General features: G+C 47.8%; 15 protein-coding genes. 13 read left to right on the plus strand and 2 right to left on the minus strand.

Annotation, left to right across the window (positions count from 1 at the left end):
* Positions 1-28 precede the first annotated feature (28 nt).
* From ACCB35_RS03180 to ACCB35_RS03200, 5 genes are all read left to right on the plus strand, one after another.
* On the plus strand, positions 29-193 hold the full coding sequence (locus ACCB35_RS03180) for a hypothetical protein (protein WP_374055694.1): 165 nt from the start codon (positions 29-31) through the stop codon (positions 191-193).
* The gene (locus tag ACCB35_RS03185) at positions 177-1,298 is read left to right on the plus strand and encodes an NADH-dependent flavin oxidoreductase (RefSeq protein ID WP_374055695.1); all 1,122 of its coding nucleotides are present in this window, start codon (positions 177-179) and stop codon (positions 1,296-1,298) included. The genes ACCB35_RS03180 and ACCB35_RS03185 overlap by 17 nt, the downstream gene beginning before the upstream one ends.
* Positions 1,299-1,553: 255 nt before the next feature.
* The gene (locus ACCB35_RS03190; protein WP_374055696.1) at positions 1,554-1,982 is read left to right on the plus strand and encodes a DUF6526 family protein; all 429 of its coding nucleotides are present in this window, start codon (positions 1,554-1,556) and stop codon (positions 1,980-1,982) included.
* A gap of 61 nt (positions 1,983-2,043) precedes the next feature.
* Complete coding sequence (locus ACCB35_RS03195) at positions 2,044-2,970, plus strand: ABC transporter ATP-binding protein (RefSeq protein ID WP_374055697.1); 927 nt, start codon at positions 2,044-2,046, stop codon at positions 2,968-2,970.
* Positions 2,967-4,058, plus strand: a complete 1,092-nt coding sequence (locus ACCB35_RS03200; protein WP_374055698.1) for an ABC transporter permease — start codon at positions 2,967-2,969, stop codon at positions 4,056-4,058. Before ACCB35_RS03195 ends, ACCB35_RS03200 begins: the two co-directional genes overlap by 4 nt.
* A 126-nt stretch (positions 4,059-4,184) precedes the next feature.
* On the opposite strand, the gene ACCB35_RS03205 is transcribed toward ACCB35_RS03200, so the two are convergent.
* On the minus strand, positions 4,185-4,946 hold the full coding sequence (locus ACCB35_RS03205; protein WP_374055699.1) for a DUF3891 family protein: 762 nt from the start codon (positions 4,944-4,946) through the stop codon (positions 4,185-4,187).
* A gap of 171 nt (positions 4,947-5,117) precedes the next feature.
* On the opposite strand from ACCB35_RS03205, the gene ACCB35_RS03210 reads away from it, so the two are divergent.
* The 3 genes from ACCB35_RS03210 (at position 5,118) to ACCB35_RS03220 (ending at position 6,086) form a co-directional block, all read left to right on the plus strand.
* Complete coding sequence (locus ACCB35_RS03210) at positions 5,118-5,513, plus strand: VOC family protein (protein WP_374055700.1); 396 nt, start codon at positions 5,118-5,120, stop codon at positions 5,511-5,513.
* 115 nt (positions 5,514-5,628) lie between these two features.
* Positions 5,629-5,829 carry a hypothetical protein gene (locus tag ACCB35_RS03215; RefSeq protein WP_374055701.1) on the plus strand — a complete coding sequence of 67 codons (201 nt, stop codon included), beginning with the start codon at positions 5,629-5,631 and terminating at the stop codon, positions 5,827-5,829.
* A 23-nt stretch (positions 5,830-5,852) separates the two neighbouring features.
* Positions 5,853-6,086: a hypothetical protein gene (locus tag ACCB35_RS03220; RefSeq protein ID WP_374055702.1), complete on the plus strand. Its 234-nt coding sequence runs from the start codon at positions 5,853-5,855 to the stop codon at positions 6,084-6,086.
* 54 nt (positions 6,087-6,140) lie between these two features.
* On the opposite strand, the gene ACCB35_RS03225 is transcribed toward ACCB35_RS03220, so the two are convergent.
* Positions 6,141-7,109, minus strand: a complete 969-nt coding sequence (locus ACCB35_RS03225) for a helix-turn-helix transcriptional regulator (protein WP_374055703.1) — start codon at positions 7,107-7,109, stop codon at positions 6,141-6,143.
* 112 nt (positions 7,110-7,221) lie between these two features.
* On the opposite strand from ACCB35_RS03225, the gene ACCB35_RS03230 reads away from it, so the two are divergent.
* The 5 genes from ACCB35_RS03230 (at position 7,222) to ACCB35_RS03250 (ending at position 13,313) form a co-directional block, all read left to right on the plus strand.
* Positions 7,222-8,055: an SDR family NAD(P)-dependent oxidoreductase gene (locus ACCB35_RS03230; protein ID WP_374056939.1), complete on the plus strand. Its 834-nt coding sequence runs from the start codon at positions 7,222-7,224 to the stop codon at positions 8,053-8,055.
* A 137-nt stretch (positions 8,056-8,192) separates the two neighbouring features.
* On the plus strand, positions 8,193-8,906 hold the full coding sequence (locus ACCB35_RS03235) for a TIGR02206 family membrane protein (RefSeq protein WP_374055704.1): 714 nt from the start codon (positions 8,193-8,195) through the stop codon (positions 8,904-8,906).
* 253 nt (positions 8,907-9,159) lie between these two features.
* The gene (locus ACCB35_RS03240) at positions 9,160-10,872 is read left to right on the plus strand and encodes a sensor histidine kinase (RefSeq protein WP_374055705.1); all 1,713 of its coding nucleotides are present in this window, start codon (positions 9,160-9,162) and stop codon (positions 10,870-10,872) included.
* 15 nt (positions 10,873-10,887) lie between these two features.
* Positions 10,888-12,048, plus strand: a complete 1,161-nt coding sequence (locus tag ACCB35_RS03245; protein ID WP_374055706.1) for a response regulator — start codon at positions 10,888-10,890, stop codon at positions 12,046-12,048.
* A complete protein-coding gene (locus tag ACCB35_RS03250) occupies positions 12,045-13,313 on the plus strand; it encodes an extracellular solute-binding protein (protein WP_374055707.1) in 1,269 nt (422 codons plus the stop codon). The genes ACCB35_RS03245 and ACCB35_RS03250 overlap by 4 nt, the downstream gene beginning before the upstream one ends.
* Positions 13,314-13,393: the final 80 nt, after the last annotated feature.

Genomic DNA, 13,393 nt, shown 5'->3' on the forward strand with positions numbered 1-13,393 from the left:
CAAAAAAGACAGTTTGTACCAGGTACAGATGATCAGATTGGCAGTTGGAAGGGATTTCAACCAATTGTTAAGATTTACAGGAATCAACCACCGCACATTCCACAAGCAGATTAATGGTCAAACCATCTTTACATCTACTATGATATCCCTTGAACAACAAGAAGGAGGCAAAACCCATGAACAAAAAGTATGAAGAATTATTTACCCCATATAGATTCAAAAATGGAATAGAGCTTAAAAACCGCATCATCATGGCACCTATGACGAACTTTTCATCAGATGATGAAGGCAATGTAACGGAAGCAGAGGTAGACTATTATGCCCGCCGTTCGAAGGGTGTCAGCATGGTTGTCACCGCCTGTACGTATGTGACACCGAACGGTAAAGGATTCCCTGGAGAATTTGGCGGTGACACGGATGACATGATCCCGAGTCTTGAGCGATTGGCGGGAGCAATCAAAGATCAGGGTGCGAAGGCGGTATTGCAGATTTTCCATGGCGGGGTGCAATGTCCTCCTGACCTGGTTCCGGATGGGGACGTCGTCAGTGCGAGTGACGTGATGGGAGACAATCAAGAGAAGAAGGCAAGAGCGTTAACGGAGGCTGAAGTCGAGGAAATCATCGAAGCTTTCGGGGAAACGACCCGCCGTGCCATCGAGGCCGGCTATGACGGCGTGGAGATTCACGGGGCAAATGGTTATTTAATCCATCAGTTCTTTTCTCCAATGACGAATCAGCGAGAGGACCGTTTTGGCGGGAGCTTGGAGAAACGGATGACATTCCCGATGGCGATCGTGGATAAGGTGAAGAGTGTGGTCGATGAGCATGCGAAACATCCATTCATCGTCGGCTACCGTTTTTCACCTGAAGAGCCTGAGGAGAATGGATTTTCCATGGGGGATACCCTTACCCTGGTGGACGCATTAGCAGACAAAGACCTTGATTATCTGCATGTGTCCCTATTCGATTTCTTCTCGAAGCCAAGAAGAGGCGTAGAGGATGTAGAGAAAACGAGAATGGATCACCTGCTTGAAACGATTGCTGATCGTACTCCACTGATCGGTGTAGGCTCTATCTACTCTGCCGAAGATGCGCGTAAAGCATTTGAGACAGGGGTTCCACTATTGGCACTGGGGCGCGGTCTCATCATCGATCCCGATTGGGTGCAGAAGCTTGCAGACGGCAGGGAAGATGAAATTGTGACGGAGATCGATAAGGAAAAGCAGAAGGAGTTAGTGGTGCCGGATCCTTTATGGAATGCCATCATCAATACACCAGGGTGGTTCCCGGGAGTATAAGGCCACGGGTTTAATGAAAGAATCCTAAAGGCAACTGTCTAAAGTGGCAGTTGCCTTTTCTGATGACAAAGAATACATTTTTTCATTCAATGAGTTGGCAGAGGTTCCATGCTGCACGAGCCATTCATAACTACACACATCTCAGAATATGATTTCTAAGTGCTCTATTACAATTTACGTGAGTGGGACAGTAAACCTGTCCCACTGTCCCGCATATCTGGTATATAATGAATCTATAAACCTTTGGAGGTACATATGAAACAGCAAAACTATGAGAATCACAGTAAGATCGATCCGTTGTATCATTATGGGATTTCACTTTTATCGATTGTGACGTTGATTTTATCTATTACGTTCTTTGTGAAAAATGTGGGGACAGAGGCTCTGCTTAGTTTCATTGTGCTGTTCGCTTCGATTACGTTCCTGTTTATGGCGGTGAAGCTGCGATTATATGCACTTCAGCTTCAGGACCGGATCATTCGAAATGAAGAAAATTTCCGTTATTATCGCTTAACGGGGAATCAGTTAGACCCTAGACTTTCTGTGAAGCAGGTGATCGCACTACGGTTCGCACCTGATGAAGAATTTCCGGGATTAGTGGAACGGGCGCGGTCAGAGGATCTATCAGCCAAAGACATAAAAAAAGCCGTACAGAATTGGCGTGCAGATCATCACCGCGTATAAACATCTAAAGAACGGACCGCTCACTCATGGGCGGTTCCATTTTTGTAAAAGGAGGCTCGTTATGACGAACGAAGTAATGGTAGATGTGAATGGTCTGGTGAAAAAATATGGTTCCTTCACTGCGGTGAATGGGGTCCGTTTCCAGGTAGAGAAGGGGGAAATCTTCGGATTGCTCGGTCCGAATGGAGCAGGGAAGACGACGACGATCGAAATGCTCGTGGGACTCCGGAAACCGGATGAAGGGACGGCAAGCTTAGCCGGCTACGACGTGCGCAAAGACGTGAATAAGGTGAAAGAGGTGATCGGGGTTCAGCTTCAGTCGACCTCGTTGTTTGAGTTACTGAAGGTGGAGGAGATCCTTCATTTGTATGCGAGTTTTTATCCGAGTCATGTGGACATTGAGAGGTTGATCGAGGAGATGCTCCTGAGTGAGAAGCGGAAGGACCGGATCAAGGGGTTGTCGGGAGGTCAGAAGCAGCGGCTCGCGATTGCCCTGGCGCTGATTCATGATCCGGAGATTGTGTTCCTGGATGAGCCGACGACGGGACTGGATCCCCAGGCAAGACGGACGCTATGGGACATTGTGCTGCGGTTGAAGGAGCGGGGGAAGACGGTCATTCTGTCCACGCATTATATGGATGAAGCCCATGTGCTCTGTGACCGCATCGGCATCATGGATCAAGGGGAGTTGATTGCCCTCGACACGCCTCCTAATCTTGTGAAAACCCTGCAGTCCACGAGTACGATCGAATTCCATCTAAACAATCCGCCTGAAGAGGAGTGGTTCATGCAAATGGATGGAGTGGAGGAAGCGGCCATCAAGGATACCTTCGTCCAGCTGTATACAGATGAGCTTCAGCTGGCACTGACCTCCCTGATTTCCGTGTCGACGGAACATAATCTGAAAATCGAGGATCTTCAAACGCGGCAAGCGACTTTAGAGGATGTCTTCATTCATATGACAGGAAGGAGGCTGCGGGAATCATGAGAGCTTATTGGCAGTTAACCCTGGCACAATTACGGATCTTTGCCCGGAACAAGCAGGTCCTGTTCTTTACATTACTCTTTCCGGTCATCCTGATGGTGGCCATCGGGTCATTTGCAGGCGGGGGGGATTCACTCTCGTTATCAGTGGGGGTGATTGACGGGGATCAATCCAAATCGTCGAAGGACTTAAAGGACTTATTTTATAAAAATGATGGAATCGAGACCACAAAATATGAGAGCGTCAAAGAAGGAAAAGAAGCAGTGGAAAATGGAGACATCCAGCTTCTGATCGACATTCCTAAAGGGTATGAAGAGAACCTGAAAGAGGGGGACGAGGCTTTCTCCCTTCCCGTATACTATAACGAGAAAAACCTGACCACATCTGAGCTTGGATTGACGGTCGTGAACGGCATCATCGATCAATACAGCAAGGATCTGGTTGACTATAAACCGTTGGTGACGGTTGAGAAGGTAGGAATCGAGGCTCTGAACCTCCGATATGTTGATTTCCTCGTACCGGGTATCGTGGCGATGATGATCATGAGCAACAATATGAACGGGGTGGCGGGTCAGATCTCCGCCTGGCGTGAACGGGGAATCCTCCGTAGGATGCAGGGGACGAGACTGAAAGCTTCCACCTTCATAGCGGCCCAGATTACGGCCCGCTTGATGCTGAACGGTACACAGGCATTGCTCGTCGTCCTGATTGCCGACCTCATCTTTGATATTAATGTGGCCGGTTCGTGGCTCGCCATGATCTTCTTCATCATCCTCGGAACCTTAGCGTTCATGGCACTGGGATTTATCATCGCCGGCATGGCGAAAAACCCGGAAAGTGCCGGGCCGATTGCGGGATTCGTGACGTTCCCGATGCTGTTCCTTGGAGGGGTGTTCTTCCCGATCAACAATATGCCGGACATCATCCAGCCGATCGTGAAGGTGCTGCCGATCGCCCATCTGAGTTCGGCGCTCCGGGAGACGATGAACCTTGGGACCCCGTTCTTGGAATTGGGGTTGGAGACGCTGATATTGGGTGCCTGGCTTGTTGGCGGATTTGCGCTTGCGAGTTATGTGTTTAAGTGGGAGTAGAGAAAGTCTTCAGGTCATTGGGATTTTTATGATGGTCGTCATGCAGGCGCTTAATCATTTCAGAAAAAAGGTATAGCAGTAAAATTCAATCCCCCGTTACACGTTTAGGTATCGGGGGATTGAATTTTATCGACGAAAGAAAATCATATGATCTTCCATATCACTCTTCTCATAAGCCGCCGCAATCCCCATGTTTTCAATCGCGCTCTTGGCGACCGTTTTGTACTTTAGGGATACATGAAAATCTTTTTCAAAAGGATAGCGATCAAGTGTCACTTCATTTTCATCCACCCACCGGGGCATAAGTGGCCGATTCTCCTGGTGAAACATTTCCGTATGGTTAAATCCATTTTTGAACCACGGATGTTCCTCTTCTTTATCCACACCCGGTTCATTCAGGCAAAGATATAACGATAGGTTATCTGCGAATTGGAGTAAGCGGAAATGCTGCTGAAGTAATTCTTCATCGAGTTCGGAGAGCTTCTCCTTAAGCCTCATTTGTCTTCTGGCTTCCCCTGTTAAAAAAACAAGGCAGTCCTTATTTTGTGATTGGGAAAAGAAGGAGCAGAAGTGCAGGCTGCACAGGAGACTTGCATAGGTGTTCACCCTCTCGATCTCATCGACGCCGATTTTGTAGAATGCCAGTTTCGGCAGGAGGGGGTAGTCTGAAAAGGTGTAGGGAATTTTCTCACGATCATTCCAGATGGGAGTGTCGTCCAAACCGATCCAGCTCCGGTCATGCTGATAGGCTGCGTATAAGGCATCATCAAAGAATTGATCTGATTTTAATAGATTCCGGTTAAAGTGCTTGATGGTTTCACCGGATAAAAAAGCGTGGTCGTGCTGTTTGATCATGATAAATGAATCCTCTGTTTCTCGAATAATCATGATAGCGGGCTCCTTTCCATGGGTTTGTCTCTGATTCTAGTATAGCAAAACGATCTCTCTGATTCTCTTGCATGTATTCCGATAAATGGGATTATTTTTGAAAAAAGAAGGGTTTCTTTCGAAGAAGCAGAATGATTAAAGTGAATGATAGAATCTAGGGAGGTATGATCAATGGGAAGAATGGTACATTTCGAAGTGCACGTGGATGAAATGGAGAGAGCAAAGACGTTTTATGGAGAAGTATTCGGCTGGAAGTTCGAAGACTGGAGTGAATTCGCCGGAATGCCTTACTTTGGTGCGGTGACAGGGGATGAGAATGAGATGGGGATCAATGGTGCATTGATGCAGCGTCAAAGTGCTCCTCCCGAACCGAACCAGCCTATGAATGGATATTCATGTACGATGGGCGTGGAGAATTATGATGAAACGGAGAAACTCATTCTTGATCATGGCGGAAAGGTTGCCATGCCGAAGTACGCCCTGCCAGGTATGGCGTGGCAAGGTTACTACATAGATACGGAAGGCAATGTATTCGGAATCCATCAGCCGGATAAGGATGCGAAGTAGTAGAATGGGTGTCTGACCTGAAAGGGTCAGGCGCTTTTTTTTGTGAAGGATGAAGGAACCTGGGGACAGATACATGTGGTAAAATAAGGATGTCTAAGAAAAAGGAGAATGCCCTGTGGAAGTCTACATTATCACTTTCTTTTCAATCATCATCATATATAGAACCGTGCATTCCATGAATAAGCTATTCAAGATCGCTTATAAACGACAGGAACTTTCGAGGCGAAAGTATCGATGGATGGTGACGATCTCGATTTTGACAGGTATGACAATAGTATCCATCTTACCTTTTACCTTTCAGGCGTTGTTTACGTAATAAGAAGAAAGGAGGAACCAACCATGCTGAAAAAAATAAGAATGACAATAAGCGTCATCGTTCTGGCTTTATCACTCTATGGATTGATGTCAGATCATAACGACATCCTTCCCTTTACCATGGCAGGCTTGGCGGTCCTCATGGTGATAATGGGAGCGGAAGAACACCTGAAGGATCGGAAATCGTATCGGAGCTATCTGTTTTATGCCGTATCCGCTTTCTTGCTCCTGGTGTCCATCCAAGATATTATTTACTAAATTCTTCATCCTTAAGATGATCGTATGATTATAACAATCGAAAAAAGGAAAGTGTTATTTAAATCGACGATAAAACGAAACAGCTGCCTCTGCCATTTCCAGGATTTTCTGATGAAGATCAGCCGGTTCGACCACCCTTACTTGATCTGCAAACCCGAGTAGATATCCTTTCGCTTCTTCTTCTGTATCAAACGAGAGGGTAACGGGTATCCAGTCTTTTTTGGTTCTATCGCCGATTTCAAGTACTCGTGCAAAACGGCCGGTGAAAGTCAGCCTTGACAGGGTGGAGGGATTGACTTCCACCTTCACTTCATATGAAGGCAATTTTTTTATAAAGGCTTGGGTTGAAGAATTCCAATATTGAGCCAGGTTAAAGTCGTTTGGACGTGTAAAGGTTTCCTCTAAAGAGACAGCAGATTGGATCCGGGAAGCCCTGTAATTCCGGATGTCTCCATTTTCTTTGGTGGCGATCAAGTACCAGAGGTCTCCCTTCGCCACCAGACCAAGTGGTGACACAGTACGATCGTCCGTATTTCCGTCAGCCCGTTGATAGGTGATCCTCAGTTTGTTTTCTGTCCATATGGCCTCTTTGATCACTTCGAATGAGGCTATTCTTTCTTTTTGCTTCCGCCATGAGCTTGTGTCAATATGGATCCGGTTCCATACGCCTTTCGCGTTTTCACGGTAGGTGGATGGAAGGGAGGCGATGAGTTTATTTCTGGCTTCCTCGGACGTTCGGCTCAATCCGAGATCGTCGAGGAGGTGGGCTGACGGTGACACGAACAACGCCCGGATCTCAGATTCCTTCAACCCGGTGAGATCCGTCTGGTAGTCTTCGAGTAATGACCAGCCTCCGTTTTTCCCCCGCTCTGCGACAACGGGGATGCCCGTTCCGCTCAATGCATCCATATCCCTGTAAATCGTCCGTTCGGAAACTTCCAATCTCTCTGACAGTTCTTTGGCGGTCATTTGACCATGGGTTTGTAATAATAAAAGGATGGATACGAGTCTGTCGCCTCTCATCTGTTTCACCTTTTTCCTGAATTTATTATGTTTATTTAATTAAATATGACAGTGGATGTCAAGAATAGGATCGTATACTAAACGTATCTTGCAGATGAAAGGAATGGGTTGGATGAAATCACTGACTGGAAAAGTTGCACTTGTAACGGGAGGAAGCAGGGGAGCCGGACGTGCGATTGCGATTGAATTGGGAAAAGCCGGGGCAACGGTCTATGTCACGGGACGCAGCACCAAAGGGAATTCCACGCAAAACTTTCCCGGAACGATTGATGACACGGTTTCTCAAATAGAAGAGGCCGGGGGGAAGGGGATTGCGGTTCGTTGTGATCATACGATTGATGCGGAAACGGAAGCGGTCATCAGGCAAATTCGTGAAGGACAAGGTAAATTGGATATTCTGATCAATAATGTGTGGGGAGCCCATGACATCGGGGTGAATCCGGGATCGTTCTGGGAGCTGCCGCTCACGAATTGGGATACGATGTTCACGGCCGGTGTCCGGGCACAGTTGGCGACGAATCACTTTGCCATCCCGTTACTCCGTGAGAATAATGGAGCCCTCATCATTCACACGACCTTCTGGGATGATGGCAAGTACACGGGGCAGTTCTATTATGATCTGGCGAAGAATGCACTCGTGCGTATGGCGTACGGGCTTTCAGAAGAATTAAAAGGAGACAATATCTCGGTCCTTGCCGTTTCGCCGGGGTTCATGAGGACAGAGCTTGTACTCGAACATATGGGAGTGGACGAGGAGAACTGGCAGGAAGCAGAAGACTTGAAGAAATCCGAAACGCCTTACTATGTGGGTCGGGCCGTCACAGCGCTCGCGAAGGATCCAAAGGTGATGGAGAAGTCGGGACAGGTGTTCAGAGCAGGTGACTTAGCGAAGGAATATGAGTTTACCGATGTGGATGGGCGTTATATTCCGCCGTTCACGATGTAGGATGCATGTCCCCCTTTAAAAGGGGGGCTTTTTCTATTTGGGGAATACAGTCTTAACCCACATCTAAGTCGAATAGACTATTCATGATAACCACTTTCAGAAGGAATAGGGGTGGCATGATGTTTTCGGTTACAGAAATGCGTACGTTCGAGTTGTTTTCTGTCCCGCATATCACTGTGCTTTTGATGTTTGTGGCTATATCTGTTTTTCTGATCTATGGCAGGCGACTCCTCAAGCCTTATCAGCTGATCATCAAGTGGAAATTATTCGGAATCCTGGTCCTTAGCGAGGTGTCATGGCATATTTGGCTCGTGGCAACGGGACAGTGGGAGGTGGGGGACCTGCCTCTGCAGCTTTGTTCCGTCAGTACCTTTATCGCGATTTATCTATTCCTGAAGCCCAATCGGAAGATATTTTATCTGTTGTTCTTTATCGGGTTCCTGCCTCCCATTTTAAGCATGGTCACACCTGAAATGTTTTATCAATTTCCTCATTACCGCTTTCTTAAATATTTCCTCCATCATGCAGCGATTGCATGGTCCGTCCTTTATTTCATCGTATATGAGGGATACCGGGTACCAAGAAAAGCTGTATGGACCGGATTCGTCATGGTCAACCTTCTCGCCCTGCCGATTTTCTTCCTGAACATTCTTCTCGATACAAATTTCTTCTATCTGGCGAATCCTACGGAATCTAAAACGATCCTGTCCTTCTTCGGCTCCAGCTACATGTACTATATCAACCTTGAAATCGCTGCACTTGTCGTTTTTTACATCACCTATCTTCCAATGGGAATGCTGATGAAACGGGAGAGGGAAAAGGGTGAAGTTCAATCTGATGGATTTACTTAATTCCAGTGTTATCATTCCGTAATAACCAGGGACTTAACCAGCTTACTGTTTAATCAAATACAAAAGACCCGTCCTCACGAATGACGGGTCTTTTCAGCTTTCTCATATTTCCCCTGTTCCACCTGCATAATAACCCCATAGACCCATATCCAGCCAATCAGCCCGACTTACGAATCATTGACGGGTTCTTCGCTTCTGTTATAGTTTAGACTGGCTGAAAGTCGGAATGGAATAAGGAAAGGGGGGATTGTAGATGAGGAGTGTCCGGGGTCGTTTGTTCGGGATGTTGCTGCTGTTCATCATTTTGCCGTATTTTCTGTCGGTGTTCATTATTTATTACAATACGAAGACGAGTGTCGAGGAGCACGAGATCGAGACGAGCCGGGAAGAGATGAGGGAAAGCGGTGCGGTACTGGAACGGTATTTCGATGATATGACTTCCCTCCCCTATGCTCTTTATAACGACCCTGATGTTTTAAGAGTATTCGAACAGGGACTGAAGGGGGAACAGGAGGATTCCTTCGAGAGAAGCATGAAAATTTTCTCCGTCACCCGTCCTGACATCCGGCAGCTGCGCTTTTATTTCAACCGGGATCAAGAGGCGATGACGGTGTATCGCTCGAAGTTCAGTGCCCCGAAAGTTCAGGAAGATGTGCTTCAAGATCCCCTCTTTAAAGAGTTGTATCAGTCAGAGCAGAATTATCTTATCGAAGCCCCCCATGTGATCGAGAATGCAGGAAATGCGGCAATCATCCCGGAATCGGATAAAACGAAGGTGCTTACCATCCATCACAAGGTGAGGAATATCCTGACGGGTAAGTTTCTTGGATTCCTGTCCATGGATATTGAAGTGAATTCGTACGGGTCGATCATCCAGCATCTGTCCGATGGGGGAGGTGCACGGGTGGCCCTTCTGGATGAAAAGGATACCATCATCTATTCAAGTCGAAGGGGGGATTCCATCAAAGGGAAGCCATCACCTGACGAGCTCATTCTCAAAGAGCAGCTTGAGGGAAACCTTGAAGGCTGGAAGCTGGTGAAGATCATTTCGAAGGATTCCCTGTTCAAGGACGTAAATGAAGCTGCGTATTCGAATATACTATTGGGGATCGGTGTAGTTGGCCTCGGGATCATCATGGTCATGGTGATTTCCCATATCATCACGAAACCCATCATTCACCTTAGTGAAAAGGTAAGGTCCATAGAAGGTGGCAATTTGGATATCGACTTCACCACCTACCGGAAGGATGAGCTGGGACATTTGGAAGAACATATGGATGATATGATGCATCGGATCAATGAGCATATCGATCGTGAGTATAAATTGGAAATCGAAAGCCGTAAGAATCAGTTCCATGCCTTGAAATCCCAGGTGAATCCTCATTTCCTCTTCAATGCCCTTCAAACGATCGGCGCTGTCGCCCTCAGGTCCAATGCGAAGGATGTGTACAGGCTCATCACCTCCCTGTCGAAGATGATGAGGTATTCCCTTCATGCAGATCAGTGGGTCACGGTCAAGGACGAGCTCACCTATATCCAGTCGTACCTCTCCCTTCAGAAGGAACGCTTCGGGGAAGGGATCCAGGCGGATATCATAGTGGAAGAGGACGTGCTTCCCGCATCCATTCCCAGCATGGTCCTCCAGCCTCTTGTGGAGAATTATTTCAAGCACAGCTATGAAGAAGGATATGAGAATGCTTCCTTGGCCATCAAAGGGATACGGACCTGTGATACGATTATATTCATCGTAGAAAATACCGGTGCATCCATGACCGAAGAAGAGCTGGAACGGATTCAGGCATTCCTTCACAAGGAAGATCGCCGTGCAAATTCAGGGATTGGTCTGAAGAATATATATGATCGACTGAAGTTGAATTTCAATGATGAAGCATCGTTTGACATAGACAGAATGGAAGGGAAGGGCTTCAGGGTCACTATGACCCTTCCGTTCCTGGAAAATCGCTAGAGAGGGGGAAACCGAATGAAAGCACTGATTGTCGATGATGAACGGAATGTCCGCAATGTCCTCCGCCAGCTCGGGGAATGGGAGAGGCTCGGCATCACGGAGATCTTTGAGGCGGCGAATGGAGTCGAAGCACTCGGGATCATCAAGAAAGAGGAACCCGAGATCATCTTCACAGATATCAAAATGCCGAAGATGACGGGGATGGAGCTCATTGAAGAAATCAATCATCAGCTGTCCTTCAAGGGAAAGATCATCCTCGTCACCGGGTATGACGATTATACCTTCATGCGGAAGGCGATCCAGTTGAACAGCTTCGATTATCTTCTTAAGCCCATTGAGGAGGAGGCATTCCAGGCTGTACTGGAAAAAGTGGTGAAGACTGTGAAGGAGGAAGCGGCAGAGGGAATCGAGCAGGGGGAGATTCTGGAAGAAGCGATGAGACTGCGCGGGAACCAGATCATGACCGCCATCTGCTCAGGAGAGACGGTTTCGGATGACGCCCTCAAGCCCCTTCTACCCGATGAAAGGGAAATGGACATGACGCTTGTTTCCTTCTATGGGAAACAGCGTCCGGAAAAACATATAGAAGTCTTGGATGAAGAGCTTCGAATCCGGAAAATCGGCAGGGCATTCACCTTTCTTGACGGGGGCAGCCTTTGCATCGTGATCACCGCGAAGGATCAGTGGCTCTATGTGGAAGAGTGGATGAGTGAAAACATGACCGTCCCCGTCCGCCTCGTACAGGACAAGCTCGATTCCCCGGGAAGCATCCGGGACGTGTTCGAAGGATTATCCCGTGAGCTTGAACAGAATCAGTACCGGACGGTCCGCCGTCCCGATGAAATGGAGGCGGCAAGGCGCATCCAGGAGCTCGTCTCCTATGTGGAGACCTATTATATGGAGGATATTTCCCTTGAAAAGCTGTCGAAAATGTTTTTCCTCACCAGGGAGCATATCTCAAGGACATTCAAGAAAGAAACGGGCATGACCCTGTCGAAGTTCGTTACAAAGCTCCGGATCGAACAGGCGAAGTCTTGGCTTATGGAGGCGGAGGAGTCGATCTATTCGATTTCCACCATGCTAGGCTATCAGGATGAGAAATATTTCTCAAAGCTTTTTAAAAAAATGACCGGACTGACACCGTTTGAATACCGGTCAAGTGGGGGGGCTGAATGAAACAGAAACTACTGAAAGCCTTCTTCATCGGCTTCATCTCTGTCACGCTCACAGCTTGCGGCGAGACCAATGAAGTGAAAAAGGAACCGGAACCTGAAGAAGAAAAGGTCACCCTCACGATCCGTAATCCCAAGGTGGAGATCGCCAGCGAGTTCGAACAGATGATATCCGCTTATGAGGAAGAAAACCCGGGAGTCACCATCAAGGTGGAAACTGTAGGGGGAGCGGCGGATGATTATTCCGATATCACGGCGAAGCTTGCAGCGGGTGAAGGACCGGATATCTTCACCAATCTCGGTAGGGAGGCTGCGAAGGAATGGAGACGGTTTTTAGAAGATATGTCAGATGAGCCGTGGGTCAACAGGGCATCAGAGAATGTGCTCAGCGGGATCACCTTGGACAATAAGGTATACGGAATGCCGATGAATATAGAAGGCTTCGGTATCGTATACAACCGGGACCTCTTTCAAAAGGCGGGCATCACATCCCCGCCTTCCACTTACCCGGAGCTAGAAGAAGCAGCTGTGAAACTCGACCGGAAGGGGGTCATGCCCTTTGCCAACGGCTATTACGAAGATTGGAAGCTCGGCCACCATATGGCGAGTGTCGCCTTTGCTCAAGCAGACAAGGGATTCACTCAAGGATTGGATAACGGCTCAGCAAGCTTCCGGGACATTCCGTCATTCCAGGATCTGTTATCCCTCATCGATCTGACGGTCCGTTATGGAAATGAACGCCCCGCGAGAACAGATTATTATTCGGAGCTTAAACTGTTCACAGATGGGAAGGCCGCCATGATCCTGCAGGGGAACTGGATCCAGCCGTTGCTCGAAGGAAAGAATATTCCGGTCGGTATGTTCCCCGTGCCGCTCAATGATCGTAAAGAAGGGAGGATCCTTGCAGGTGTCCCGGGCTATTGGGTCATTAATTCCCAATCTTCCCCTGAGGAAAAACGTGAAGCGAAGAAGTTCCTGAACTGGATGGTGTCATCAGACGAAGGACAGATATACATGACGGAGAAGTTTCACTTTATCCCCGCCTTCAAGGACATCCCCGTACAGGACATCGGCCCGCTCGGCGAGGAAACCCTGCAGCTGATCAAGGAGACGGACACCTTCAACTGGTCCTCATTCTCTCCTTGTATTAAAAAGGAGATGGGAGAGATCATGCAGGATTATATCAATGAAGCAAGCTCGAGACAGGATACATTAGAGCAGTTCGACCAGGCTTGGAAGGAAGGGGCATGCCTGTCATCCTCTTCTTGATAATAGAGAACCGACTCGTCTACATGGACGGGTCGGTTTCATTTTCAGCGCATTTTTACTCCGGGACAAAAGGACTTCCG

It is taken from the genome of Rossellomorea sp. FM04394, from assembly GCF_041889765.1.
GTDB classification, from domain to species: Bacteria; Bacillota; Bacilli; order Bacillales; family Bacillaceae_B; genus Rossellomorea; species Rossellomorea aquimaris_B.

Coding starts and splice junctions, on each gene's coding strand:
- ACCB35_RS03230 (WP_374056939.1), top strand. CDS start 7,222: ATGAAATCACTGACTGGAAAAGTTGCACTTGTAACGGGAGGAAGCAGG.
- ACCB35_RS03200 (WP_374055698.1), top strand. CDS start 2,967: ATGAGAGCTTATTGGCAGTTAACCCTGGCACAATTACGGATCTTTGCC.
- ACCB35_RS03225 (WP_374055703.1), bottom strand. CDS start 7,109: ATGAGAGGCGACAGACTCGTATCCATCCTTTTATTATTACAAACCCAT.
- ACCB35_RS03190 (WP_374055696.1), top strand. CDS start 1,554: ATGAAACAGCAAAACTATGAGAATCACAGTAAGATCGATCCGTTGTAT.
- ACCB35_RS03205 (WP_374055699.1), bottom strand. CDS start 4,946: ATGATTATTCGAGAAACAGAGGATTCATTTATCATGATCAAACAGCAC.
- ACCB35_RS03180 (WP_374055694.1), top strand. CDS start 29: ATGATCAGATTGGCAGTTGGAAGGGATTTCAACCAATTGTTAAGATTT.
- ACCB35_RS03220 (WP_374055702.1), top strand. CDS start 5,853: ATGCTGAAAAAAATAAGAATGACAATAAGCGTCATCGTTCTGGCTTTA.
- ACCB35_RS03210 (WP_374055700.1), top strand. CDS start 5,118: ATGGGAAGAATGGTACATTTCGAAGTGCACGTGGATGAAATGGAGAGA.
- ACCB35_RS03195 (WP_374055697.1), top strand. CDS start 2,044: ATGACGAACGAAGTAATGGTAGATGTGAATGGTCTGGTGAAAAAATAT.
- ACCB35_RS03185 (WP_374055695.1), top strand. CDS start 177: ATGAACAAAAAGTATGAAGAATTATTTACCCCATATAGATTCAAAAAT.
- ACCB35_RS03245 (WP_374055706.1), top strand. CDS start 10,888: ATGAAAGCACTGATTGTCGATGATGAACGGAATGTCCGCAATGTCCTC.
- ACCB35_RS03240 (WP_374055705.1), top strand. CDS start 9,160: ATGAGGAGTGTCCGGGGTCGTTTGTTCGGGATGTTGCTGCTGTTCATC.
- ACCB35_RS03250 (WP_374055707.1), top strand. CDS start 12,045: ATGAAACAGAAACTACTGAAAGCCTTCTTCATCGGCTTCATCTCTGTC.
- ACCB35_RS03235 (WP_374055704.1), top strand. CDS start 8,193: ATGCGTACGTTCGAGTTGTTTTCTGTCCCGCATATCACTGTGCTTTTG.